A 24,096-nucleotide genomic window follows, 5' to 3' on the forward strand; every position below is an offset into this window, starting at 1 on the left:
ATTTCCGCGATCGCAGGCGCTTCCGCTTGCTCCAGCCCGTGAAATATAAAAAATTATAATGAGAAACCGAATAATTTCTTATAGCGGAATGCAAAAAGAAGAAGCACAGCGCTGCGGAAATGGCACAGTTCTGTAACTTCTTCTTATTTTAGTACATCCAACGCTTGCCTTCCATAATCATCTTGGCATCGATTTCATCCATTTGAAGCATTGATTTCCGTTCTCGGGCGCAACTTCCGAGATCGATCGCGTTCCCTTCCTTCCTTTAAACAAGCCCGAACGCCTCCCGCAAAAACGCATACGCCTGAGACGTTTGGAATTCGCTAACCTCATGTCCCGAATACGGATAATCGTTGATCCGCTTCCCGGAACGAATCCGGTTATACACGGCGTACACGGTCTCTGGCAGGCAGACCGTATCCTTCCAGCCGACGGACATGAGGACGGGGGCCTCGATGCGCTCCGCCAGATTCAGCAGATCGAAATGCGCGATCGTTTCCATCACGGCGTTCAAGCGGTCCGGATAACGCTTGACGTAGGCTGCGATCTCGCTAAGCGAGCTGCCGGAATGAAGGACGCCGTGGTCCATGTGGCACATGTTCGGAATGTCGGCCACGACCGCGCCGACCTTCGGATTTAGCGCGGCCGCCAGCAAGGACAGCCCGCCTCCCTGGCTCGCGCCGACCGTCGCAATGCGCGAGGCGTCGATCTCCGGCTGCCGCGCCGCCGCATCGACGGCCCGCACGGCGTCCATCGTGATCGCCAGATAATAGCTGTTCTCGATGTCGGTAATGCCCCGCGATACCCAGCCCTTGACCGAGCCCGAAGACTCGGTCAGCAGGCTGCCGGTCTCGCCGCCTTGCCCGCGCGCGTCGACGGCGAGCACCGCGAAGCCTTGCAGCAGCCAGCCGGCATACCGCTCGGGATTTCCTCTGTCGCCGGTGTAGCCGGGGAACGTCACGACGCACGGCTTCTGACCCCCGTCCTCTCCGAAGAAATCGGGGATCAGCAGCCAGCAGCGGATCGGCGTATCGTCATGGCCGGCGAACGTCAGCCTCTCCGCGCGGACGGACTTGAACGGCGTCGCCGCGGGCTCCCTTCTCACGTCGAGCGGCTTGCGCCCGTGCTTCTCCAGCGCGCCGCTCCAAAACAGGTCCAGCTTGTCCTTGTCGATCGTCGCGGGCGGATTGCAGGCAAGCAATTCGTTTCTTCTTCGATCCGTTGCATACACGGTTTCCATTCCTCATTTCGTTTGGCTTCCTATTCCGATTTTCTTCGATAACGGCGTGACCGATTCCTGCTTGTCCGCGGCACGGGCGGAAGATTGTGTCAATCGTGCCCGTTCTTTCATTTGCGGACTGCCCGGTCCGAATGCTACAATAAGCAATGAATTTGCAAAGGTTTGGAGGATTAGAAAAAATGGTGTTTTTTATCAGACTTCGTTTCCCGGCTTTGAACAAGTAATTTCATACGTTCAAAGGCTCTGCTCGCGAATCGCGAAGTAAGGCAAACGGGATCGGTCTGCCCATTTTTCATCCTCTGGTTTTCGGCGATAGACGATTCTCGGCTTCATTCCGGCCCCTGAAGGGCCGCGGGATGGAGCTGTTTCCTTTTCCTTCGGATCGCGGGCAATCGGCCCGTGTTTTTTAAGTCCGAAGGGAGAAACGACATGTCCGATAAAAAAATGAACGAACGCCTTCCGCTGGAGCGCGCAACCTTCTACAAGTGCCCGCATTGCGGGGACGCGATGGAGGCGGCCGATGATTCCAGCCTGAAATGCGTCCGCAAACGCCATAGCTTCGACAAGGCGAAGCACGGCTACTACAACCTGATGCCTCGTCCTGCAAGCAGCCCCTACAAAAAACAATTGTTCGACGCCCGGCACCGCGCGATCGCCTGCGGCAGCCTGTACGCGCCCGTACACGCGGCGATCGCGGGCGCGATCGAGCGGCATGCCGGCTCCGATGCGGTTACGATCCTGGACGCCGGCTGCGGCGAAGGGTCGCATCTTCATCGAATCCGCGGCATGTGCAAGGGCAAGGAAATAACGGGAATCGGGCTCGATATCGCGAAGGATGGCATTGCCATGGCGGCCAAACGGTACAATAACGCGGCCTGGATCGTTGGCGATCTCGCCCAGGCGCCGTTGCAGGACAAGACGGCCGACGTCATCCTTACGATGCTGTCCCCTTCCAACTACGCGGAGTTCAAAAGGCTGTTAAAGGAGCGCGGCCTCGTCATTAAAGCAATACCCCGTCCCGGTTATTTGGTCGAGCTGCGGGAAGCGCTGTACGGCAATAGCGCGAACGAGCCCCCTGGAAACGATCGGGGGGCGGCGCTCTTCATGGAGCATTTCCGTTTGCTTGAGTCGTACCCGTTAACCTATGTTAACAAGCTAAGCGGGCAGATGCTTCGCGACGTTGCCGCGATGACGCCGCTGGCCTGGTCGGCGGACCGCGAGGCGATCGACGCGTTCGCGGACCGGGAATCCGCGGAGATCACGATCGACCTGGAAATCTTAGTCGGACGACAATAAGCGGACAGACGGCAGCTTCAAGATGCGTTTGCGTCCCGAAGCTGCCGATTTTCGCGTTTATACCGTTTTTCTCAGCCTTGCTTATCCCGTACGATCAGTTCGACCAGCGTCCGCACCATTACGCCGGTTGCCCCCTTCGGCTCCCAGCCTCTGCCCGACTCCAGCCAAGCCGTCCCTCCTATATCCAAATGCACCCAAGGCAGCCCCTCGGCAAAATGGCCGATAAACAGTCCGCCGGTAATCGCCCCGGCGTATCTCCCGCCTCCGTTCTTCAGATCGGCCGCGCCACTCCTCAGCTGCTTCTTGAACTCCGGATACGCCGGCAGCTGCCAGATCCGCTCGCCGGCCCGTTCCGAGGCGCTTAGCACCTGCCCGAGCAAGCCTTCGTCATTCGTAACCGCGCCCGTCGCCTCGGCACCGAGCGCCGCCATCACGTTGCCGGTCAGCGTGGCGACGTCGACCAGCTTCGTCGCGCCTCTCGTGATCGCCGTCGTCAATCCGTCCGCCAGGACAAGCCGGCCTTCCGCGTCCGTATTGACGATCTCGACCGTATGGCCGCTCATCATGCGGAGCACGTCGCCCGGCTTGAACGCACGGTCGGACGGCATATTTTCCGCGGTCGGCACGACCGCGATCACGTTGACGGACGGCTTCAGCTCGGCGATGACGCGGATCGCGCCAAGCACCGCCGCCGCGCCGCCCATATCCGAAATCATCTCCTCCATGCCGGCCGCCCGCTTCAGGGAGATGCCGCCGGTATCGAACGTTATCCCTTTGCCGATCAGTCCCCACGCTTCGTCGCTATTCTCGTCGCCTTTGTAATGGATGACGATCATCCGCGGCGGGTTAATGCTGCCTTGGCCAACGGCGAGCAGTCCCCCCATCCGCTGATCGGCGGCACTCCACTCGTCGATCACTTCGATCTCGAGATCGTGCTCGCGGGCAAGCTCCTCCGCGTGGAACGCGAGCCGCTCCGGCGTAAGGTCGTTGCCCGGCAGGTTCGTCAGATCGCGCGCGTAGCCCACGCCCTCCGCCCGCAGCTTGCCGGACGCGATTCCCCGCTCCCACAAGGCCGCGTCCGAAGCCGCTCCCGCAGCGCCCTGCGGAACGAACGCGACGTCCCGCAGCGCGAACCGCTCGCTCGGCTCGCGCTTCAGCGACTGACGCGTATGCAGCGCGAGCAGCATGCCTTCGGTCAGCGCAGCTGCTGCCCGCTCAACGCCGATCGCGGCGGCCGCCTCCAGCAGCGAATCGGGCAGCAGCACCTGGATGACGGCCGCCTTCAGCTTCTTCGCCGCATTCGCCGCCGATGCGGCCGCAAGGCGCAGCCCCGTCGCGCCGCCTTCCGCGTCGAAGCCGGCGAATACGATATGCGGCGCGGGGTAGAGACCGAGCGTCGGGATAATTTCGGTCTGCTCCGCCTCCGCCTTGAACAAGCCTTTGGCGTGCAACCCCCGGATCGCTTCGTCGATCTGGGGCTGCACGATCGGATTGGCTGCGCCTTCCCGCTTGGAGAGCTCCTCCTTGCCGATGAACCGGATAACCGCGTCGGCGGCCGCTTGATCGGCGCTTCTCGCGCCGTATGTGAATGTCGCACTCATAGGATTCAACCTCGCTTCCGATAGGGATGAACTTCAATTGGTGCGGATTGCTAATAAATAAAAGAGACTGCCAAAGCCGAATTGGCTTTGCAGTCTTAACGATGCGTATTCATTCGGCCAGAGGCAAATAAATGATAAACTCCGTCCCGATGCCCGCCTGGCTATCCACGCGAATCGTGCCGTTATGGTTGCGGACGATCCGGTAGCTGACGGACAAGCCGAGCCCCGTTCCCTCCTGCTTCGTCGTGAAGAACGGATCGAACAGCCGGTTCATCGTCGCCTTGTCCATGCCCTTGCCGTTATCCCGAATGACGATCTCGGCGAACAAGCCGTCGCTGCGCGTAATGATTTCGATCAGCCCTCTTCGGTCGCCCTGCACTTCCTCGATCGCGTCGAGCGAGTTCTTGACGATGTTCAGGATGACCTGCTTGACCTGCTTCACATCGATCGAGACGACGTTGTCCGAGCTGTAAAACTCCGCCTTGATCTCGCAATTGCGCATGAGCGCTTCACTCTCGGTAAGCAGAACGACTTCCTTGATCAGGTGGTCGATCGGGATCAACTGCTTCATCGGCGCCGACGGCTTCGACGAATTCAGAAATTCGTAGATGATATCGTTGGCCCGGTCGATCTCCGTCAAGATGATCCGCGCGTATTCCTCCTTGCCGACCTCGAGCAAATAAGGCCTGAGCAATTGAATAAAACCGCGAATGCTCGTGAGCGGATTGCGGATCTCGTGAGCAATGGCGGCAGCTATTTTGCCGAGCATCGCCAGCTTGTCGTTCTGCAGGGCGGTTTGCTCGATTTGTTTGTATTCCGATACGTCCTTCACGCTGAATAAAAAATCGCCGTCCAATTGATCGCCGTATGTAACCGTTACCAGAAGATGCTTGCCGTCTTTGTGCTGGAACTCATAGTACCGGCTGTGTCTTAAAAACATTTCCTTATAGAGGCGAAGAACGGTCCGTTTCGTGCTGCTTGCCAGCTGCGGATGTCTCAAAATTTCCCGAATGTTGCAGCCGATCAACGTTTTGCGGGGGATGTCCAGCAGCTTGGCCATCTGCACGTTAATAAACGATAATATTCCGTCGCTGTCAAACAAAGCGATACCGCTGTCCATGTGCTGCAATACATTTTCGTACTTATTTTTGACCATTTCGAAGGAGCGGTTGGAACGAAACAGCATTTCTCGCATTTCGGTGAACTTCTGCTCGGAGGACTGCTCGGGCTGCAGCCTGAACCTGCAGGCTACCATGATTTCCATCAGAAAAACGAAGGAGCGGTTATACAGCCGCAGCGCTTCGTCGGAATCGACATTCGCCACCAGGGACTGGATGCACTCCTCGTGTACCGCGATTATTTCTTCCGGATTAATACCGTAAAACTCCTTTCCCAGCTCGTTGGCATGGAACAAGGACGCTTCCTTTCCACTTCGAATATACTCGGCAAGCGCCGGGAAATAGCGCTTTCGAATGGCATGCATCATGTACTCCTCCCCGGCAACATCTATGAACATCGGTAACAGCTAATACTAATGATAGGGGGAGTTTACAATCGCTGTCAATCGGAAATACTGTCGAAATTTGTGCCGCGGATAGGCTTATAGACACCCCGGCGTCCAATCAGGACTACAGGCCCCCCGTTCAAAGATCGATTAGAATCCGCTTCTCTCTCCTATAGGCTAGAGTCCATCGGCCCTAATTTGTTAATCTCTCCAATCGTTCCGGCTGTCACGGTCGCGGTTGCGGACGGTATTCCTGTCATTATCTCTCTTATCGTCCCGATCGTCGTCGTTATCGTCGTCATCCCGGTCGTTGCTGCGACTATCGTTGCCCCGGCCTTCGCCGTCGTCGTCGTTCCGGTCTTTCCCGTTATCGCGATTGTCGTCGTCCTTCCGGTCGTTCCACTTATCGCGGCGATCGTCATCGTCATTGTTATCATCGTTATCGTCATTGTCGTCGTTGTCGTCGTCTTTCCTGCCATTCTTCTTATCGTCGTTCTTCTTATCGTCGTTCTTCTTATCGTCGTTCTTCTTATCGTCGTTCTTCTTATCGTCGTCCTTGTCGTCGTCCCACTTATCCCACTTGTTCCACCACGACGTTTTGCCGCCCTGGTTGCTCGGCTTCCCGGTCTTGTCCGGCTTCTCAGCGGGCTTGTCGGTCTTCTCCGGCTTCGAGACGCTCGCCGGCTTATTGCTCGGCTTCGGCGTCGCCGTCGGCTTTGCCTTGGCGGGTGCCTCCTGCGCTTTCGCCTCTTGCTCGATCGCAACGAGCTCCTTCAGCTTTTTCTTGCTCGTATCCTCGGCATTGGCAATGATGGCCCCGACTCCGCCGATCGGCTCGGTTACTTTGTCGATCGATTGATTTTTCATTTGCTCGAGCTCAAGCGCATAGCCTTCTTCCTTTGCCATAAGGTACAGCGCCATCTTTCCGGAGGAAATGCCATTCGCCGCCGCCGCGTCGCGAACCTCGTTCGGCACGGCAAGCGTCGTGACGCTCGCGCCGACCGCCTCCGCGATCATCGCGTCCAGCAGCTCGCGAAGCGCTTGATCGACTTTATCCGTCAACAACGACTCGAAATCGAGCTTAAGCTTCGACCGGTCTCCGACCAGCACGCTCGTCAAGATGATGTCCTTATTCGGGGTATCCAAATAATGAGAGCCGCGGGCCCGCTCCAATATCGCAGCGGCGATCGTTTCCGCGCCGACTCCTTTGAAGACTAAGCCTTCGATAATTTTTTTGCCGTCCTCGTTCAATGCGCGCAGCTCGCGCGTCTTCCCTTCGCCGTCCACGCCGATTTCGACGCTCGGGTTAATATCCATGCTCAAATAAGCGACGACGGGATGGACGTCGCGTACGGCAAACAGAAGCGCCGGAAGCAGCACAATGAGCAGCGCGGCGGCGGCAGCATAGCCGTATAGCGGCTTAAAGGCTCGCCTAGGAAGCTTATACTCCTCTTCAAAAACAATCTCTTCGCCAACTTTCGGCATATCGGAAATAGGAGCGCGCAAAAATTGGCCGTCCGCTGTCATGACGACAGCATGCTGCTTATGTATGCTCATAACGACTCCACTCTTCATTTGCTTGCCTCCCGGTTCATTTCAAATTGATCGGCGGATATGCTTAAATAATCGTGCATGAACGGGTAACTCCCCGATATGACCAGCGACATCGCGATAATGTATTTCCGGTTGCGCTCGATCGTCTTGCGGGATACGCCGCATAATTCGGTCAGCTCCTTCACCGACAGCTTCCCCGACAGCCTTAACGCTTCGAGCATGCCGGGATGGCAGACGAGCGTCCGCGCGATTCCGATCAGCAGCTTCCGGGAATCGGTATGCTTCGGCGAAAGCTCCACAAGCTCCGCGAACGTGATGCCGAACTTCTCAAGCTCCCGATTCAGCTCGCCGATCTCGCCCCGCCTCTCGTCCTCCGTCCGCCTGACGTCGTAAGCCGACATGGCCTGCTTCGTCTCTACGGAATTATACTGCGGCTGCTCCTCGTCCTCGGAGTCGAACATGCTGTAGGGCACGACCTGCGCATGCCTTTGCTCTTTTCGGACATGGTCAATAAGCCGACGGCGTATGACGGTTTCCGCAAATCCGAGGAAAGATTTGCCGGCGTGGCTGGCGAATTGGTTGATCGCCTCGTTAAAGGCCAGCAGCGCCACGCTGAATTCATCGTCCCTGGTCGGATCGATGTACCGTTTGCAAAATCGACTTGTTACTTTTAATATATAAGGCTTGTAGTCCGCTATGAATCGCTCTCGCAGCAATTCGTCGCCTTGACGTATTCGGGCAACCCATTGTTCGGGAGCAAGCGTCTGCCCGCTCTCCTCGGCTTCTGCGCTAACCGGTTTCCGCAGCAAGCGTTTGAACAATACAAGTAACAACCGCTCCACCTCACTACTAGTAGGATTCGTTATTGTCTAATCGGTTTAGGGGGTAGTCGAAAATAAAGATTAAAAAAATTAAAAGCCTCCGAAGAGGAGGCTCGCATTATCGTTTCCATGAATTAAACGGAAGTCCGGCGCTGCCGCAGCTTATTCCTTCTGCCGTTGAGCATGCCGAGACGTTTCTTCAATACCAGCTGCCATTCCGTATCCTCGATCCGCTTCGCGAAGCTGAGCAAATCAAGCGCCATGTCGATCTGACTGTGAACGACGTCCACAGGATCCTCACTCTCATGATTGACGCAATTTTCAAGCAGCGATTTTTCGTCGACCTCCACGAACTCCCGGAAATCCACCTCCGAGGCTCCGTCCCCATGCGCATATTCGGCTAATATTTCATATTCGTTCTCGATCTGATAATGAATGTCCACGCGATGGCATACCGGGCAAAATAAAATCGGCACGTTATGGATGTGCGTACGGAAATGCTTCAGCGTGCCGCTCGTTCCGATCATGCTAGCTCCACAGCAAAAACTCATTGGCGGACCCTCCTTAAAGTTTGCGAATGCAAACTTAACTTCGAAAGCATACGCTTGATGTTTGCAAATGCAAACTTGGCTTCGAAAGCAGGCTAAGTACACCTTATTCGACTCGAACGGCTAAAATTCCTGCTTGCGCGCCCGAATTCGGAAAGGTAAAAAAACCCGTGCCGCTGACCGGCACGGGTTTGTTATCGGATCGATCCGATAATGGCTTATTTCGCAACCAGGTGCTGTTGACCCGGTTTCCAGTTAATCGGGCAAAGTCCGCCGGATTGCAGAGCTTGCAATACGCGAAGCGTTTCTTCGACGCTGCGGCCGACGTTGTTGTGGTTAACGACTTGGTATTGGATTTCGCCTTCCGGATTGATGATGAACAGGCCGCGAAGCGCGATGCCTTCTTCTTCGATCAGGACGCCGTAGTCGCGCGCAACGCTCTTCGTGATGTCCGCGGCAAGAGGGAATTCCAGTTGGCCGAGGCCGTTGTCGTTCACAGGCGTGTTGATCCATGCGCGGTGGCTGTGCTTGCTGTCTACGCTGACGCCGAGAATTTCGGTATCCAGCTTCTTGAACTCCGCCGCAGCGGCGCTAAGTGCCGTAATTTCCGTAGGACATACGAAAGTGAAATCAAGCGGGTAGAAGAACAATACGAGCCATTTGCCTTTGTAATCGGAAAGGGAAGCCGTTCCGAAATCTTGACCGTTTCCTGTTGCTGTTTCCATTGTGAAATCCGGGGCCGGGCGGCCTACCAAACGTTCTGCCATAATCGAAAACCTCCTTGACCTATCCGTCAGATTTATTGTTTATGCCACTTCAATTATGTGTGACTTACCTAGTAAATAGTATCACTAGTCTATAATGAAGTCAATATTATAATCGATATTTTTTTGTAATTATTATAATCTGGAACTTATTTGCGGATAGCGGCCACGATCAGGTCGCCCATCGCCGTCGTTCCGATCGCCTTGCTCTTATCGACGGCGATGTCGCCTGTCCGGTGACCCGCGTCAAGCACTTCCTTGACCGCGGTCTCGATGGCGGCGGCTGCGTCGTGATAACCGAACGTAAGGCGGAACATGAGCGCGACCGACAAAATCGTCGCGATCGGGTTCGAGATGCCTTGGCCGGCGATGTCTGGCGCGGAGCCATGCACCGGCTCGTACAGGCCGAAGCTGCCTTCGCCCAGCGATGCGGAGGAGAGCATGCCGATCGATCCCGTGAGCATCGCGGCCTCGTCGCTCAGAATATCGCCGAACATATTCTCCGTCACGATGACGTCGAAGCTCGACGGACGGCGCAGCAATTGCATCGCGCAGTTGTCGACGAGCACGTGCTCCAGCTCGACCTCGGGGTATTCCGGCGCGATCCGGTTGACCACTTCTCGCCATAGGCGGGACGTTTCCAGCACGTTCGCTTTGTCGACGGAAGCGAGGCGCTTGCCGCGCGTCATCGCGATATCGAACGCTTGACGGACGATACGCTCCACTTCCTTGACGTTGTATACGCAAGTATCGACCGCTTCTTGTCCGTCCGCGCCTTCGCGGCGGAACTTCTCGCCGAAGTAGATGCCGCCCGTCAGCTCGCGGACGACGATCAGGTCGGTGCCTTCAAGCACTTCCGGCTTCAGCGTGGAAGCGTCCTTCAAGCAATCGAACACGGTAGCCGGACGGATGTTCGAGAACAGGCCGAGCTCCTTGCGAATGCCGAGCAAGCCCGTCTCCGGACGAAGCTCCTTCGGATTGTTGTCCCATTTCGGTCCGCCGACCGCTCCGAGCAGCACCGCGTCGGCGCGCTTGCACAGCTCGAGCGTCTCCTGCGGCAGCGGCGTTCCCTTCTCGTCGATGGCGATGCCGCCGAACAGGCCGTGCTCCGTTTCAAAGCGGTAGCCGAACACTTCTTCGGTTTTTTTAAGTACTTTAAGCGCTTCGCCTACAACTTCCGGACCGATTCCGTCGCCGGCGATTACTGCGATTTTTTTCACGTCTGACATAATAAACGTCACAACTCCTCTTCATTCTCAATCTATTATCATTTGTACCATAAAACCGCCTTGATTACAAAGATATAAAATCTATTGGCTCTATAGACGGCGTCTATAGAGCCGATAGATTTCAGCCAGGCTTTATTTATGCGAGGCGGCGATCAAGAAGCATATGAAGTCGATGCGTGCGAAGCTGGAAGCGTCGAACCGGACGCGTCTGCTGAAGAAGCTGCTAGCGTGAGCGCTGCTCGAGTAAGCCCGCAGGCGGCAGAGGTCTACGGACGGCGCTGCACGGGCCTGCGCTTCCGGGCGAGCAGCCCGCCGGCAATCGCGCCCCCGATCGGCAGCACGTTGGCCAAAATCGCGATAAAGGCGATCGGGACCTGATCGACAAGCTGCAAGGTGATTCTTACGATCAATTCGTATAGAACGAAGCCTCCGATCAAGCCTCCGATAATAGACAAAAGCATAACAAACGCTCTTTTCACTTTGGCATCCTCCCTGTCATTCGTTTCCCTTGCTAATCCGGCAAATTGCCCGACTTGGTGCCGACCCGGTACGGCGTCGTTACGCCTTCGTAATTGACCATCATCGTCATGCCGACGAAAGCATGGCCGAGGTTGTGACAGTGCTCCATCCATAGTCCCGGATTATCCGCCTTGAACGCGATCTCGTAGACGTCGCCTTCGAACAGCATGACGCTGTCCGCGTAGATCGGGCTGCCGGTCAGCGGCTTGTCGTTTTTGGACAAAATTTTGAACAGGTGACCGTGGAGATGCATCGGATGCTCATCCCCTCCCACCAGATGCTCGAACCGGACTTTGATCCATTCCCCTTCCTTGACGATGAGCGGCGGAACTTGATGGCCGCTATTTCCGTTAATGTTGACGGGGCCGAGCTTCAGCGTATAGGTACGGTCAAAGTTCATGTCGGGCGTGATTCCGTCGTCCTTCGGCTTGCCGTACGCAGTGAAATCGAAGACGGGGGCGTCCTTGGCAAGCTTCTCCGGCTCCACGCCTTCCCCGAGCGTCACGCTCCACTTCTCTTCTTGCTTGCTGTAAATCCGCACTTTGCCGGACGCCGGCATCGTGAAGAGCAGATCGTACCGCTGACCGCCCCCAATGCCGACCCACTGGCCTTCGAGCAGGCCTGGACGGTTCAAGTCCTGACCGTCCATCGAGACGACCCGGAACGGGGCGCCCGCAACGCCCATCCACTGCACGCGATTGTACGCGTTGATCAGCCTCAGCCGCACCGTCTCGCCCGGCTCGGCGTCAAGCGCAAGCCCCCCGGCCCTGCCGTTCGTCAGCACGTGCCTGTCTTCGAGCTTCTGAAGCGTAACCGCGTAATCGCGGTCATACGAGAAGGCGGAAGCTTTCGGCTCCACGATCAAGCGGCCCATCAGCCCCTTCTGCGCCTGCTGGGAGCTCCGCTGATGCGAATGGTACCAATACGTACCCGAATGCTTCGCGATGAATTCGTACGTAAACGATTCGCCCGGCCATACCGCATCCTGCGTCACGCCCGCAACGCCGTCCTGCGAGCAGGGAAGAACGACGCCGTGCCAATGGATCGTGACCCCTCGCAATACGTCCCGGTTCGTCAGCTTGACGACGACGCGGTCGCCTTCCTGCACGCGCAGCTCGGGTCCCGGCGTCAAGCCGTTGTACGTCCAAGCCTCCACCTTCTTGCCGTTGTTTAATTCGATCTCCGTGACGGCCGCCGTCAGCTCGAACCGCTTGACCGGCGCGTTCGAAGGCGCTTCGGTCATTTCCGCGCAGGACGCTGCGACCGCCGGCGAACCAGCGCCTGCCCCCTGCACATGCCCGGCATGGCCGCTCATGTCGGCCATATTTATTTCTTCCGGCTGCTTCATGCTGATCGTCGAGCCGCAAGCCGCGGCGACCGTCACAAGCAGCACGATGATGATAAGCACGGTTATGCTGTTGAACGCTTTGTTCGGATGATGAATCATCTCTCTCTTCCTTCCCTTGCCTCTCAGCTTCCGAAAGCTTACCATGCTCATGTTGCGAACTTGTGACGATCGTTTGCGGTTCGGATGAAGTTTCGGACGCACAAAAAAAAGGGCTGCTCCGCAAGTAGAATCAACTACTTTCGGAACAACCCTTATCGTGAGCCGTCGCTAGATCAAGCTCATTTTGTCGCGCCTGCTCGGCGACTTCCGCTTGTCGATCAAACGGTTAAGCGCGTCGATATAAGCGCGGGCGCTTGCTTCCAGGATATCCGTGCTTAGGCCGCGGCCTTGCGCGGACACTTCACCCTGCTTCAGCACCACGTGAACCTCGCCTTGCGCGTCCTTGCCCTGCGACACGGATTTGATCGAATAATCCTCGAGCTCCACGTTCTCCTGCGTCACCTTATCGACGGCGTTGTAGATCGCGTCGACGGAACCGTTGCCGATTGCCGCTTCCTGCGCGGTTCCGCCGTCCGCTTTGCGGATCCGGACAGACGCGCTCGGCGTCGACTGGTTGCCGTAATTCACCTGGATCGCCTCGAGCGTGAATACTTCCGGCGTATCGACCAGCTTCTCTTCGAGCATCGCGCGGAGATCCTCGTCGCTGACGTTTTTCTTGCGGTCCGCCAAATCCTTGAACTTCGCGAACGCTTCGTTCAGCGCTTCGTCCTCGAGCTCGTAGCCCAGATCGATCAGCTTCTCGCGGAAGGCGTGGCGGCCGGAATGCTTGCCGAGCACCAGCTTCGATTCCTTCAGGCCGATAACATCCGGCGAGATGATCTCGTACGTCGTCTTCTCCTTCAGCATGCCGTCCTGGTGAATGCCGGACTCGTGCGCGAACGCGTTCGCGCCGACGATCGCCTTGTTGCCCGGCACGACCATGCCCGTCAGCTTGCTGACGAGGCGGCTCGTCTTCGCGATTTCCTTCAGGTTCAGCGTCGTTTGAGCGCCGAAGTAGTCAGGGCGGGTCGCAAGCGCCATCGCCACTTCCTCGATCGCCGTGTTGCCCGCGCGCTCGCCGATTCCGTTGATCGTGCCTTCGACCTGATCGGCCCCGTTCAAAATCGCGGCCAGCGCGTTGGCCGTCGCCATGCCGAGATCGTCATGGCAATGCGCGCTCAGCTGAATCGTCTCGATGTTCGGCACGTTCTCCTTCAACGTCTTGAAGATATTGCCGAATTCCTGCGGATTCATATAGCCGACCGTGTCCGGAATATTGACGACCGTCGCGCCCGCTTTGATCGCCATGTCCGTTACCTGGCACAGGAAGTCCAGCTCCGTGCGTCCTGCGTCCTCGGGCGAAAATTCGATTTTGTCAAAATATTGCTTCGCGTATCGAATCGCGCGCTCCGCCGTCTCGAGCACCTGCTCCTTCTCCATCCGCAGCTTATGCTTGCGGTGGATCGGGCTCGTCGCCAGGAACAAATGAATGCACGGATCCTGCGCGCCTTGCAGCGCCTCGCGAACTGCGTCGATGTCCTGCTCGCGCGAGCGGGACAAGCCGATGATCGTCGCGTTCTTCACCGCGCGGGCCACCGCGTTGACCGCCGCTAAGTCGCCGGGCGACGCAGCCGGGAAGCCTGCCTCGATGCGGTCCACGCCAAGCTTCTCCAGCTGAAGGGCGATTTCCACCTTTTCCTTCGTGTTCAGGTTCACGCCCGGTGATTGCTCGCCGTCACGAAGCGTCGTGTCGAAAATGTAAATTTTCCGCATTTGTGCCATCCACCTCCGTGAACACAATCATCCCGGCACGCCATGGAGCGCAGCTTGCGGGCATTGCCGCCCTTAAGTCCTGCGTCCCCCGCGAACCGGGATCATCGTTCTTTTAGAAAACTATTACGCTGTCGGGATCTTTATTACTTCTTGATCCAGTGCATCAATTCGCGCAGCTGCGCGCCCGTTTGCTCGATCGGATGAGCGGCCTCGTTGCGGCGCGTTGCCGTCAGCATCGCGCGGTTCGATTGGTTCTCCAAGATGAAGTCGCGGGCAAAACGGCCGGATTGGATGTCTTCCAGAACGCGCTTCATCTCTTTCTTCGTTTCTTCGGTCACGATGCGCGGACCCGTTACGTAGTCGCCGTATTCCGCCGTGTTGGAAATGGAATCGCGCATCGTCGCAAGTCCGCCCTCGTACATCAGGTCGACGATCAGCTTCAGCTCGTGCAAGCACTCGAAGTAAGCCATTTCCGGGGCGTAGCCGGCTTCCACGAGCGTCTCGAAGCCCGCTTTGACCAGGGCGGAAGTACCGCCGCAAAGTACGGCTTGCTCGCCGAACAGGTCGGTTTCCGTTTCTTCCTTGAAGGACGTTTCGATGACGCCAGCGCGCGTGCAGCCGATTCCTTTGGCATAAGCAAGTCCGATTGCTTTCGCGTTGCCGGTAGCGTCTTGGTGAATCGCGATCAGGCCCGGTACGCCGAAGCCCTCTTGGTACGTACGGCGAACCATGTGGCCCGGGGACTTCGGAGCGACCAGGAATACGTCCATGTCGGCGCTAGGCACGATTTGACCGTAGTGAATGTTGAAGCCGTGGGAGAACATGAGCGCTGCGCCTTTTTTCAGGTTCGGCGCGATTTCTTCCGCGTATACTCTTGCTTGCGTTTCGTCGGGAAGCAAAATTTGAACGACGTCCGCCACTTTCGTCGCTTCCGCAACCGTAAGCACTTCGAAGCCGTCTTTTTTCGCTACGTCCGCGGATTTGCCGGGACGAAGGCCGATAACGACTTTCAGGCCGCTGTCGCGAAGGTTTTGCGCTTGCGCGTGACCTTGGCTGCCGTAACCGATAACCGCGATTGTTTTTCCTTGAAGCACGCTTTGGTCAGCGTCTTTTTCATAATACAGTGTAACTGCCATGATAATGATTGCCTCCTTTAATTTAACCCTTTTGAACGGGTGTTTAAGCAGAGAACGGCGCATAGGCTTGCGTTCGGTTCTCCCCTTAAACTCCCGCTCAAAGCGGGACGATATTAGGTATTGCCGGACAAAACGAAACCGGGCCGGCGTTACTTCGCGTTGCCTCGGATCATCGCGGTTACGCCGGTACGGGAAAGCTCGCGAATGCCGTACGGCTTCAGCAGCTCGACCATCGCGTCGATCTTCTCCGTGTCCCCGACGACTTGTACCATAAGCGAATGAGTGCCGATGTCGACGACGGCCGCGCGGAACGTCTCGACGACGCCGAGAATTTCCGGACGCGCGGAAGGCTCCGCGCTGACTTTGATCAGCGCGAGCTCGCGCGCGACCATCGGATTCGAGCTGAGATCGATGACTTTGATAACGTCGATCAGCTTGTACAGCTGCTTCGTGACCTGCTCGAGCGTATGGTCGTCGCCCGACGTAACGATGACCATACGCGACAAGCCGGCTTCCTCGCTCGTTCCAACGGTAATGCTCTCGATATTGAAGCCGCGGCGTCCGAACAAGCCGGATACGCGCTGCAGAACGCCGGGCTGATCGTTCACGATTACTGCGATCGTATGCTTTTTCATTCCGCATCCCCCATGATCATTTGGTCGATCGTGCTGCCCTGCGCTACCATCGGATACACGTTCTCGTCCCTGCGGACGACGAATTCGACGACGGCCGGACCCGGGTGGCGGAGCGCTTCTTCCCATACGGCGCGCGCGTCCTGCTTGTTCTCCGCGCGGAAGCCCTTCACGCCGTACGCTTCGGCGAGCTTGACGAAATCCGGGCTGCCGGCCAGGTCGATGTGGCTGAAACGGTTCTCATGGATGAGCTCCTGCCACTGGCGGACCATGCCGAGCACCTGGTTGTTCAGGATCACGACCTTGACCGGAATGTTGTTGATCGCGCAAATCGCAAGCTCCTGCGCGCACATTTGCATGCCGCCGTCGCCATTGATGGAGACGACCGTGCGGTCCGGGTTCGCCATCTGGGCGCCGATTGCCGACGGGAATCCGAAGCCCATCGTGCCGAGGCCGCCGGATGTAACCCAGGAGCGCGGCTTGTTGAATTTGTAATACTGCGCCGCCCACATCTGGTGCTGGCCGACGTCCGTCGTCACGATCGCGTCTCCGTTCGTCGTTTCGTGGATCATTTCCACAACCCACTGCGGCTTCAGCTCGACATCCGAATCGATGTAGCTGAACGGATATTGCGCCTTCGACGATTGAATGTGAGCTCTCCACGCATCGGCTTTGTCCGCGCGCTTCGCTTGCTTGTTCGCAAGCTGCAGCACCGTCTTGACGTCGCCCACGATCGGGATGTCCGTCGGGACGTTCTTGCCGATTTCCGCCGGATCGATGTCGATATGAACGATCTTCGCTAGCGGCGCGAAGCCGGACAGCTTGCCGGTTACGCGGTCGTCGAACCGGGCGCCGATGTTGATCAGAAGGTCGGCGGTTTGGATCGACCGGTTCGCCGTCACCGTACCGTGCATGCCCGGCATGCCGAGCCACAGGTCGTTGCCGCTCGGGAAGCCGCCGAGGCCCAGCAGCGTCGTCGTGATCGGAATCTCCGTCTTCGTAACGAATTCCAGCAGCTCTTCGTGGGCGCCGGAGTAGACAACGCCTCCGCCGGCCAGGATGATCGGACGCTCCGCTTCCTGGATCGCTTTGATCATCTTGTCGACCTGCAGCTTGTTAGGCGTCACGGTCGGGTTGTATCCGCGGAGGTTGACCTCGCTCACCGGCTTGAACAGCGTTTTGGCGGCGGATACGTCCTTCGGAATGTCGATCAGCACGGGTCCTTTCCGTCCGGAATTCGCGATGTGGAAAGCTTCGTGAATAATGCGCGGCAGATCCGCAACATCGCGCACCAAGTAGCTGTGCTTCGTGATCGGCATCGTAATGCCCGTAATGTCGGCCTCCTGGAAAGCGTCCGTTCCGATCAGGGACGACATGACGTTGCCCGTAATGACGACCAGCGGCACCGAATCCATATAGGCCGTCGCGATGCCCGTTACGAGATTGGTCGCACCGGGACCCGAAGTCGCGATGCATACCCCCACTTTGCCGCTGGCGCGCGCGTAGCCGTCGGCCGCGTGAATGGCGCCCTGCTCGTGGCGCGTAAGCAGGTGATTGAAATCGGGATTGCCGTGCATCGCGTCGTAAATGTACAATACCGCGCCGCCCGGATACCCGAATACGCAATCCACATCCTCAAGGAGCAGGCTGCGGAGCAAAATTTCCGAACCGGAGATCACTTCCGGCTTCGAGAGCTTTTCTTTTAATTCCTCTTTTGACTTTAACAGTGAACCTTGCGTTACCATCAGTCATCCTCCTCTCAAGCGTAAACGGCTGCCGCTTCGCGCGAACGTTCTTGAAATGCCGATATAAAACAAAAAACCTTCCGCCCCTCATGCTTCTGCCGAAGCTACGAGGGACGAAAGGTTGATCTTCCGTGGTACCACCCAAATTCGTTACGCATCTCTCGATGCATAACCTCCACAGGTAAGAACGCGTGCACAAGACGTTCTACCATTGGCACTGTAACGCTTGCCCTGCGATTCCCCCTAATACGCGGCGGCTTGCCGCTTTTCAAGGGAACAGCTCCGAGGTGAGCTCGTAGAAAAGGGATTTTGGCGACAGTTGCAGCTAATCTGTCCGCTCTCTGAGCAAAAGAGCCCTTAGCACTTCGTCCTCATCATTGCCGATTGTATATTTACCACATGCTACAATTACCGGTACGTGGTAGATAAGACTTTCTTTATTATATGCCGATAATCCACGTACGTCAAGAAGCATATCCGCCCCCAATTGCATTTTGTATTCCGGCGCATTTCGGCCCCGCGGCACATATACTAGTTTAGCCCCTGCCGGGGAATATCATGCGGCGCCGCGTCATTCGCGTGCGGGGCCGCCGGAACGGATGGATGCGCATGATTCGAACCTACGACCCCCGCCGGGACGAAGCCGAGCTTGTCCGCCTTATACGCACCGAGCTCATCCCCTTGTCGCACAGCGTTCATCAGCTCGATGCCCAAGTCGTCCGCGAGCTGCCGAGACGCTTCAGAAGCGGCGTTACTTATGTAGCCAGCTTGTCCTCAAAGAGCCCTCCGGTCGGCTTTATCCATTTTGAGATCATGGGCGACGTGTTGTATCTCGACATGATGGTCACGCATCCCGATCACCGCAATCGCGGCTGGGGAAAAAAGTTGATGGCTTGCAGCGAAGCCTACGGCAAAGCGCGGCTCTGCAGCGTCGCCCGGTTGTTCGTCGATCAAATAAATACCAAAGCTCATCACCTCTACGCTAAGCTTGGTTATGAAACCGTCCGCTATCATCCCGGGCTTCGCTGCTATGAGCTGCTTAAGCCGCTAACCTAACCGCCATGCGCCATGGCGCGGTCAATAAAAACCGTTATACCCTTTACCGTAGCCGTACGGTTGGCATCCGCAGCCGCCATAGCCCGGTCCCGGACCATAACCGCCGCCGAATCCCCCTCCGTAGCCGCCGCCCCAGAGCGGCAGCGTGCCGATCGCGAGAAGATCGAATAAAACAAGCGGCAGTATGGCTCTCGTTTGCACGAGCTTGCCATTGTCCTCTACAAGAGGAGCAACGATCAGTTTATCATCATGAACCCGTACAAGCTTGCCGGTTACGATCGATCCGTCCTCGCGTACCGCGTAAATGGATTTGCCGATTAGTTTCCTTACCTCCTGTTTGGAAACGTTACGCATGCGAAATCCCTCCTTTTCCCGTTGTTCTTCAGCATATTCGGGAAGAGCCGCGGCAGCCTGTTTGTTTGTCCTCTTCATGGCCGAAATGTGCGCAAAAAAAGGCTGCCGTCCGTCTTCATGGGAAGACGGAGCGGACAGCCCTTTATCGTCGTAACGCCTAGGCGTTAATTTTTTGTTTGGCGATGCCGGCCAGCGAGTTGAACGATGCGATATCGTTAACGGCCAGGTCGGCGAGCATCTTGCGGTTCACTTGCACGCCCGCAAGCTTGAGGCCGTGCATGAATTTGTTGTACGAAAGGCCGTTCGTGCGCGCGGCTGCGTTAATACGAACGATCCACAGTCTGCGGATGTCGCGTTTTTTGTTGCGGCGGTCGCGGTACGCATACATCAGGGACTTGCCTACTTGCTCCTTCGCCGTTTTAAATAAACGGTGTTTCGAACCGAAATAACCTTTTGCGAGTTTTAGAATTCTTTTGCGACGACGAGTGCGGACAAATCCGCCTTTGACTCTTGCCATGAGTGGAAACCTCCTGTAGGTTGAATTTGCTTATTTCAAATCGGGCTAATTATTTCAGGTTGGACAGACCTTGCTGCAAGCGGCGAACGTCGCCTGCCGCCATAAGCGGCTGTCCCGCGAGAACGCGTTTTTGACGGCCGGATTTGTGCGAAAGCAGGTGGTTGCGGTAAGCTTTGTAACGTTTTACTTTACCCGTTCCGGTAATTTTGAAGCGGTCTTTCAGACTGCTGTGAGTTTTCATCTTAGGCATAGCTGTTATCCTCCTTAGTAGTCGTTGTCAGCTTCTAGCTGCTCGATTTGGGTGCCAAAATCATAATCATGCTCCGGCCTTCCAGCTTCGGAGCGCGTTCTACGCTGCATATTTCGGCAACCTCGTTCGCAAGGCGCTCCAATATCTTCTGACCGATCGAAGCGTGCGTGATTTCGCGGCCGCGGAAGCGGACGGAAGCTTTCACCTTGTCGCCTTCGTTCAAGAACTTCACGACGTTGCGGAATTTCACCTGATAATCGTGCTCCTCGATGTTGGCGCGGAACCACACTTCCTTGAGATCGACGATCTTCTGGTTCTTGCGGGCTTCCTTCTCTTTCTTCTGCTGCTCGTAACGGAACTTTCCATAGTCCATGATGCGGCAAACCGGCGGCTTGGCCGTCGGAGCGACGTTCACCAGATCCAGATTAAGCTCTACCGCCAGCTGCAGCGCTTCGCGAATCGGCTTGATCCCGATCTGCTCGCCGTCCGCGCCGACGAGTCGTACTTCCCTGGCCCGGATTTCATCATTGATTTGATGTTCTCTGCTAATAACGTGCCACCTCCAAAATGGTCTGTATCATGTTCACACAATAAAAAAATGCGGGTTCTCGCGAACCCGCATCTCGTAACCGTACATGTATGCCAAAACATTATTTCAGCCGAAACAATGGAATGACCGATCGATTATCGCGAACCAGCCGGCACTAGCCGAAAGGTGAGAAGCGGGCGCTTCTTCTTGTGCGTCATGAAATTAAGTAAAAATGTTACCGTGCTACTATACCATAGCCCGCGAATCGGTGTCAACAGCCCGGGTCAATATTTTGCGGGCTGCGCGCAGGGCGCAGCCGCATCGTCCGCTACAGCTGTTTGCTCTGCACTTCCTCGAGCCGAATGACCCGCGTATGCTGGGTATGGCTCCACTTTTTGTTGTTTTGCGTAAAGAAAGCGTGGACAGTGATCGGCCACCAGGACAGCGTGAAGAGCAGGAACGTCGGAATGCGCAGGTACAGCTTCCACGATACTTTCGCCAGGAACATCGAAAGCGGGATTTGCACGAAGACGTATGCCATGTACGGGATGCTCAGCCATAGCGGCAGCAGGTTGTACACGGAAGTCACGTTCTCGCCGCCCGACAGGAAGATATCGCCCCAGATGATCGCCGCGATGAAGAAACCGGCGAGGTAGTTATAGGCGTTGAAAACGTATAGCGCGGCGTCGATCTTCGTCCAGCTGGCTTCCTTGATGCCCTGCCACAGCAGCGGCAGCATGTACTTGCGGGTCACGTCGAAATGCCCCTGCATCCAGCGCAGCCGCTGGCGCGCCGAAGCCTGGAACGTGATCGGCTTCTCGTCGAACACCTTCGCCTCGAAGTTGAATTTCGGATAGATGCCCTTCTGGATGCAGCGTACGGTAAACTCCAAATCCTCGACCAGGCTCGTCGCGCCCCAGCCCATGTCCTTCAGCAGCTTGGCGTCGAAGCACATGCCGGTGCCGCCGAGGAAGTTGGCCAGGCCGAGATTCGTGCGCGGTAGCTGCCACAGGCGGTTACAGAACCAGTAATTGATCGCATTGGCGGAGCTGACCCAAGAGTCGTTCGGATTTTTCGTATCCAAATAACCTTGAATGACCTGATGACCATTGCACAAATCGTTGTTCATGTACTGCAGGAAGTCGGTCGCCACGAGGTTGTCCGCGTCGAAGATCGCGACGCCGTCGTAGCTTTTCGGCATTTTCCACAGCTCTTTGAGCATCCATTCGACCGCGTAGCCTTTGCCGCGCTGGTTCGGATTCTCGCGTACGCAGGCGTACACGCCCTCGTAGCTTCTTACGACGTCAACGGTGCCGTCGGTGCAGTTGTCGCAGATGACGAAAATATCGTACAGCTCCCGAGGGTATTTCATTTTTTGCAGGTTTTCAATAAGCGCCCCGACGACCTGTTCCTCGTTGTGGGCCGCCACCAGTAAAGCGAATTTTTTCTTCGGTTTATGCGATAGATCTTCTTTTTTGCGGTGCCATCCGTAAAACGTCAAAAACAATTGATATACGCCCAGCAAGGCAAACACGATTTGAAACACGAACATAATTGAATTGAACATGCGGTACTGCCCCCTTAAGACCCCATTTTTTGCTTGCTCGAACGATGCCTTCAGGACAGGCCGGCAAGCTTTTTATTATATATTTCTCTCTGTTTGTATGGGCGCCGTTTGTAAACGCCTCGTGACCATAACTGATTCTCCACGGAAACAACTTCTTTGTCAAAAGGAATTTAAGACGCGAATGAGCGTAATCCCGTCAGAAAAACGCTTGCATATCGCACGAATGGATGCATTCCCTCCTTTTACGGCTACTTAGCCTTATTTTCAACCATTTTCTGAATTTTTAGCACTAACGTCCTTATTTACGAGCTGGGCTTCGACAATGTTTCTTAGAAATTTCTTAACATTTTGGATTAGAAATTTCTTATTATTATCGGGCGCGTCAGGGCTGATGGCTTGCGGATGCGGGCTTGTCCTTCTCCGCCGGTTCGATTCGACAAATATTCCGCCTGATTGTCCCTATCAGTTTTGCCATACGACCCGCCTCGTTAAACCAAACCGGCGACCGATATTTATAATGAAACCTTAATATCGGTACAAGAAATAGTTTACGCCGCGCGAACAAAAACATGTTAAACTTGATAAGCGAATAAAAGAAGCAAGCCACCGTGGGGGAGGAGACAGCGATGGATAGAATGATTGGCTGGCTGAAAACCAATGAGCAGAGAATGCTCATTTGGGCAAATCGGAGACCGTCGGGGGGAAGAAGTCACAGGCTGCTCGGCAGATGGTTCAGCACCATCACGCATATGGGCGGCGCAACCTTCACGCTCGCGACCGCCCTCTTGTACGCGCTGCTGGCGCCCGCGCCTTGGAACGTAACCGGGTGGCAATGCTTGACTGCCGTCATCATCAGCCATATACCCGTATTTATAGTAAAAAGAAAATTCAAAAGGCTGCGCCCTTACCAAGCGCTGCCCGAAGTTCATACTTGTCCGAAGCCGCTGGTCGACTCGTCGTTTCCGTCCGGCCACACGACCGCGATCTTCGCTTGGCTCGTGCCGATTCTGCTGACCGGCGGCATCTGGCTGTTCGCTCTTCTGCCAGCCGCGCTCGTTATCGGCTTGTCTGTCGGCTGGTCGAGGATGTACCTCGGTCTTCATTACCCGTCGGACGTGGCGGCCGGGGCGCTAATCGGGACCGCGACGGCCTTCGCGGTCCATTACTGGTGGGCCGCGTCGGCAGCGGGCTTACACTAATCGTCGTCCCCGTCGTCCGCATCCGCGGCGGCATCCGCATCCTCTTTCTTCGACTTCTCCAGCTTCGCGGCGCGATGGTTCCGGAGCGCTTCGTCGCCGAGCACGACCTCGACGCGGTAAATATTTTGGCCTTTCTCCATAAACTTCATTTCGTATTCGGTGAACACGAGGTCCTCGCGGGGACCTTCTTTGTGCAGGTGAAGCGATATATCGCGCATGACAAGCTCCATCTCCGCGAAGCTGTTCAGCGAAAACTCGAACAGCGACTGCGAATCGGTCTTGAAATGGATTTCGCCGCGTTCGTTCAGCAGCTCGATATATTTGGACACGAAGCGGGGATGCGTAAGCCTGCGCCGCGCGTGCTTGCTCTTCGGCCACGGATCGCTGAAGTTGAGATGGATGCGCTCGATCTCGCCCGGTGCGAACATGTTCTCGATGCCCTCGATGTTCGCCCGCAGCAGCGCAAGGTTCGGCGGGCTCTCCTCGCCCTTCTGCTCCCAAATCGCGCGCGCCTTCTCGCTGGCGCGGCGGATCAGCTCGTCGTACATGTCGACGCCGATAAAATTAATATGAGGGTAACGGGCGCTCATCTGGCTGATGAAGCGTCCTTTGCCCATGCCGAGCTCGACGTAGATCGGCCGATCGTTGCCGAAAAATTCGCGCCACTTTCCTTTGTGCGGCGCCGCATCGAGCACGACCAGCTCCGGCTGTCCCTCCAGACTCTCGCGGATCCCTTTTCTTCCTCTCAAACGCATATGCAGCAATTCCTCCAATTAATAAACTAGTCCTTATTGTGCCCAAGAATCGCGGCAAAGTAAAGGGGAGAGACGCAAAAAAAAGCCGCGGCCTGTCGGCTCGGCGGCTTGCTTGTCGCT

23 protein-coding genes are annotated in these 24,096 nt (G+C 56.5%); 3 read left to right on the plus strand and 20 right to left on the minus strand.

Annotated elements, in window-relative coordinates; genetic code table 11:
* Nucleotides 1-265: 265 nt before the first annotated feature.
* On the minus strand, nucleotides 266-1,231 hold the full coding sequence (locus IDH41_RS03735) for an acetylxylan esterase (protein WP_397327410.1): 966 nt from the start codon (nucleotides 1,229-1,231) through the stop codon (nucleotides 266-268).
* A 438-nt stretch (nucleotides 1,232-1,669) separates the two neighbouring features.
* Between IDH41_RS03735 and IDH41_RS03740 the strand changes: the two genes are divergently transcribed.
* A complete protein-coding gene (locus IDH41_RS03740) occupies nucleotides 1,670-2,536 on the plus strand; it encodes a methyltransferase domain-containing protein (protein ID WP_190858410.1) in 867 nt (288 codons plus the stop codon).
* 71 nt (nucleotides 2,537-2,607) lie between these two features.
* Here the strand turns inward: IDH41_RS03740 and IDH41_RS03745 are convergent, their stop codons facing one another.
* From IDH41_RS03745 to ilvB, 13 genes are all read right to left on the minus strand, one after another.
* Nucleotides 2,608-4,137, minus strand: coding sequence for a leucyl aminopeptidase (locus tag IDH41_RS03745; RefSeq protein WP_190858411.1), 1,530 nt, complete (start codon nucleotides 4,135-4,137; stop codon nucleotides 2,608-2,610).
* A gap of 109 nt (nucleotides 4,138-4,246) precedes the next feature.
* On the minus strand, nucleotides 4,247-5,620 hold the full coding sequence (locus IDH41_RS03750; protein ID WP_190858412.1) for an ATP-binding protein: 1,374 nt from the start codon (nucleotides 5,618-5,620) through the stop codon (nucleotides 4,247-4,249).
* A gap of 222 nt (nucleotides 5,621-5,842) precedes the next feature.
* Nucleotides 5,843-7,216 (minus strand): anti-sigma factor domain-containing protein, encoded by a 1,374-nt coding sequence (locus tag IDH41_RS03755; protein ID WP_190858414.1) that lies wholly within the window; start codon nucleotides 7,214-7,216, stop codon nucleotides 5,843-5,845.
* Nucleotides 7,213-8,028: an RNA polymerase sigma factor SigI gene (gene sigI / locus IDH41_RS03760; protein ID WP_190858415.1), complete on the minus strand. Its 816-nt coding sequence runs from the start codon at nucleotides 8,026-8,028 to the stop codon at nucleotides 7,213-7,215. The genes IDH41_RS03755 and sigI overlap by 4 nt, the downstream gene beginning before the upstream one ends.
* 122 nt (nucleotides 8,029-8,150) lie before the next feature.
* On the minus strand, nucleotides 8,151-8,567 hold the full coding sequence (locus tag IDH41_RS03765; RefSeq protein ID WP_190858416.1) for a hypothetical protein: 417 nt from the start codon (nucleotides 8,565-8,567) through the stop codon (nucleotides 8,151-8,153).
* 215 nt (nucleotides 8,568-8,782) lie between these two features.
* A complete protein-coding gene (locus IDH41_RS03770; protein ID WP_190858417.1) occupies nucleotides 8,783-9,331 on the minus strand; it encodes a peroxiredoxin in 549 nt (182 codons plus the stop codon).
* A 146-nt stretch (nucleotides 9,332-9,477) separates the two neighbouring features.
* Nucleotides 9,478-10,557 (minus strand): 3-isopropylmalate dehydrogenase, encoded by a 1,080-nt coding sequence (gene leuB / locus IDH41_RS03775; RefSeq protein ID WP_190858418.1) that lies wholly within the window; start codon nucleotides 10,555-10,557, stop codon nucleotides 9,478-9,480.
* A gap of 266 nt (nucleotides 10,558-10,823) precedes the next feature.
* Complete coding sequence (locus tag IDH41_RS03780; RefSeq protein ID WP_190858419.1) at nucleotides 10,824-11,036, minus strand: hypothetical protein; 213 nt, start codon at nucleotides 11,034-11,036, stop codon at nucleotides 10,824-10,826.
* Between the two features lie 32 nt (nucleotides 11,037-11,068).
* Nucleotides 11,069-12,523: a multicopper oxidase family protein gene (locus IDH41_RS03785; protein WP_190858420.1), complete on the minus strand. Its 1,455-nt coding sequence runs from the start codon at nucleotides 12,521-12,523 to the stop codon at nucleotides 11,069-11,071.
* Between the two features lie 168 nt (nucleotides 12,524-12,691).
* On the minus strand, nucleotides 12,692-14,236 hold the full coding sequence (locus IDH41_RS03790) for a 2-isopropylmalate synthase (protein WP_190858421.1): 1,545 nt from the start codon (nucleotides 14,234-14,236) through the stop codon (nucleotides 12,692-12,694).
* Between the two features lie 143 nt (nucleotides 14,237-14,379).
* On the minus strand, nucleotides 14,380-15,372 hold the full coding sequence (gene ilvC, locus IDH41_RS03795) for a ketol-acid reductoisomerase (RefSeq protein ID WP_190858423.1): 993 nt from the start codon (nucleotides 15,370-15,372) through the stop codon (nucleotides 14,380-14,382).
* Nucleotides 15,373-15,521: 149 nt separating this feature from the next.
* On the minus strand, nucleotides 15,522-16,007 hold the full coding sequence (ilvN, locus tag IDH41_RS03800) for an acetolactate synthase small subunit (protein ID WP_190858424.1): 486 nt from the start codon (nucleotides 16,005-16,007) through the stop codon (nucleotides 15,522-15,524).
* The gene (gene ilvB, locus IDH41_RS03805; protein ID WP_190858426.1) at nucleotides 16,004-17,749 is read right to left on the minus strand and encodes a biosynthetic-type acetolactate synthase large subunit; all 1,746 of its coding nucleotides are present in this window, start codon (nucleotides 17,747-17,749) and stop codon (nucleotides 16,004-16,006) included. The genes ilvN and ilvB overlap by 4 nt, the downstream gene beginning before the upstream one ends.
* A gap of 609 nt (nucleotides 17,750-18,358) precedes the next feature.
* Between ilvB and IDH41_RS03810 the strand changes: the two genes are divergently transcribed.
* Nucleotides 18,359-18,805 (plus strand): GNAT family N-acetyltransferase, encoded by a 447-nt coding sequence (locus tag IDH41_RS03810; RefSeq protein WP_190858427.1) that lies wholly within the window; start codon nucleotides 18,359-18,361, stop codon nucleotides 18,803-18,805.
* A gap of 21 nt (nucleotides 18,806-18,826) precedes the next feature.
* Here IDH41_RS03810 and IDH41_RS03815 read toward each other — a convergent pair whose 3' ends face one another.
* The 5 genes from IDH41_RS03815 to IDH41_RS03835 form a co-directional block, all read right to left on the minus strand.
* A complete protein-coding gene (locus IDH41_RS03815) occupies nucleotides 18,827-19,159 on the minus strand; it encodes a hypothetical protein (RefSeq protein WP_190858429.1) in 333 nt (110 codons plus the stop codon).
* A gap of 157 nt (nucleotides 19,160-19,316) precedes the next feature.
* Nucleotides 19,317-19,676 carry a 50S ribosomal protein L20 gene (gene rplT / locus IDH41_RS03820; protein WP_190858430.1) on the minus strand — a complete coding sequence of 120 codons (360 nt, stop codon included), beginning with the start codon at nucleotides 19,674-19,676 and terminating at the stop codon, nucleotides 19,317-19,319.
* Between the two features lie 49 nt (nucleotides 19,677-19,725).
* Entirely contained in the window at nucleotides 19,726-19,926 is a 201-nt protein-coding gene (rpmI, locus tag IDH41_RS03825) for a 50S ribosomal protein L35 (protein ID WP_068682086.1), read from the minus strand.
* A 34-nt stretch (nucleotides 19,927-19,960) separates the two neighbouring features.
* Entirely contained in the window at nucleotides 19,961-20,458 is a 498-nt protein-coding gene (gene infC, locus IDH41_RS03830) for a translation initiation factor IF-3 (protein ID WP_190858494.1), read from the minus strand.
* Nucleotides 20,459-20,783: 325 nt separating this feature from the next.
* Complete coding sequence (locus IDH41_RS03835; protein ID WP_190858432.1) at nucleotides 20,784-22,022, minus strand: glycosyltransferase family 2 protein; 1,239 nt, start codon at nucleotides 22,020-22,022, stop codon at nucleotides 20,784-20,786.
* A 626-nt stretch (nucleotides 22,023-22,648) separates the two neighbouring features.
* Here IDH41_RS03835 and IDH41_RS03840 point away from each other — a divergent pair.
* Nucleotides 22,649-23,221, plus strand: coding sequence for a phosphatase PAP2 family protein (locus tag IDH41_RS03840; protein WP_190858434.1), 573 nt, complete (start codon nucleotides 22,649-22,651; stop codon nucleotides 23,219-23,221).
* On the opposite strand, the gene trmB is transcribed toward IDH41_RS03840, so the two are convergent.
* The gene (gene trmB / locus IDH41_RS03845; RefSeq protein WP_190858436.1) at nucleotides 23,218-23,976 is read right to left on the minus strand and encodes a tRNA (guanosine(46)-N7)-methyltransferase TrmB; all 759 of its coding nucleotides are present in this window, start codon (nucleotides 23,974-23,976) and stop codon (nucleotides 23,218-23,220) included. The genes IDH41_RS03840 and trmB overlap by 4 nt on opposite strands.
* Nucleotides 23,977-24,096 lie beyond the last annotated feature (120 nt).

Source organism: Paenibacillus arenilitoris (assembly GCF_014705655.1).
Lineage (GTDB): Bacteria > Bacillota > Bacilli > Paenibacillales > Paenibacillaceae > Pristimantibacillus > Pristimantibacillus arenilitoris.

Bases quoted from the DNA above. Each gene is read 5' to 3' on its own strand.
- IDH41_RS03785 (WP_190858420.1), bottom strand. From the start codon at position 12,523: ATGATTCATCATCCGAACAAAGCGTTCAACAGCATAACCGTGCTTATC.
- IDH41_RS03755 (WP_190858414.1), bottom strand. From the start codon at position 7,216: ATGAAGAGTGGAGTCGTTATGAGCATACATAAGCAGCATGCTGTCGTC.
- leuB (WP_190858418.1), bottom strand. From the start codon at position 10,557: ATGTCAGACGTGAAAAAAATCGCAGTAATCGCCGGCGACGGAATCGGT.
- IDH41_RS03815 (WP_190858429.1), bottom strand. From the start codon at position 19,159: ATGCGTAACGTTTCCAAACAGGAGGTAAGGAAACTAATCGGCAAATCC.
- trmB (WP_190858436.1), bottom strand. From the start codon at position 23,976: ATGCGTTTGAGAGGAAGAAAAGGGATCCGCGAGAGTCTGGAGGGACAG.
- rpmI (WP_068682086.1), bottom strand. From the start codon at position 19,926: ATGCCTAAGATGAAAACTCACAGCAGTCTGAAAGACCGCTTCAAAATT.
- ilvN (WP_190858424.1), bottom strand. From the start codon at position 16,007: ATGAAAAAGCATACGATCGCAGTAATCGTGAACGATCAGCCCGGCGTT.
- IDH41_RS03835 (WP_190858432.1), bottom strand. From the start codon at position 22,022: ATGTTCAATTCAATTATGTTCGTGTTTCAAATCGTGTTTGCCTTGCTG.
- IDH41_RS03745 (WP_190858411.1), bottom strand. From the start codon at position 4,137: ATGAGTGCGACATTCACATACGGCGCGAGAAGCGCCGATCAAGCGGCC.
- ilvC (WP_190858423.1), bottom strand. From the start codon at position 15,372: ATGGCAGTTACACTGTATTATGAAAAAGACGCTGACCAAAGCGTGCTT.
- IDH41_RS03770 (WP_190858417.1), bottom strand. From the start codon at position 9,331: ATGGCAGAACGTTTGGTAGGCCGCCCGGCCCCGGATTTCACAATGGAA.
- IDH41_RS03790 (WP_190858421.1), bottom strand. From the start codon at position 14,236: ATGCGGAAAATTTACATTTTCGACACGACGCTTCGTGACGGCGAGCAA.
- IDH41_RS03765 (WP_190858416.1), bottom strand. From the start codon at position 8,567: ATGAGTTTTTGCTGTGGAGCTAGCATGATCGGAACGAGCGGCACGCTG.
- IDH41_RS03810 (WP_190858427.1), top strand. From the start codon at position 18,359: ATGATTCGAACCTACGACCCCCGCCGGGACGAAGCCGAGCTTGTCCGC.
- rplT (WP_190858430.1), bottom strand. From the start codon at position 19,676: ATGGCAAGAGTCAAAGGCGGATTTGTCCGCACTCGTCGTCGCAAAAGA.
- IDH41_RS03840 (WP_190858434.1), top strand. From the start codon at position 22,649: ATGGATAGAATGATTGGCTGGCTGAAAACCAATGAGCAGAGAATGCTC.
- IDH41_RS03740 (WP_190858410.1), top strand. From the start codon at position 1,670: ATGTCCGATAAAAAAATGAACGAACGCCTTCCGCTGGAGCGCGCAACC.
- ilvB (WP_190858426.1), bottom strand. From the start codon at position 17,749: ATGGTAACGCAAGGTTCACTGTTAAAGTCAAAAGAGGAATTAAAAGAA.
- IDH41_RS03750 (WP_190858412.1), bottom strand. From the start codon at position 5,620: ATGCATGCCATTCGAAAGCGCTATTTCCCGGCGCTTGCCGAGTATATT.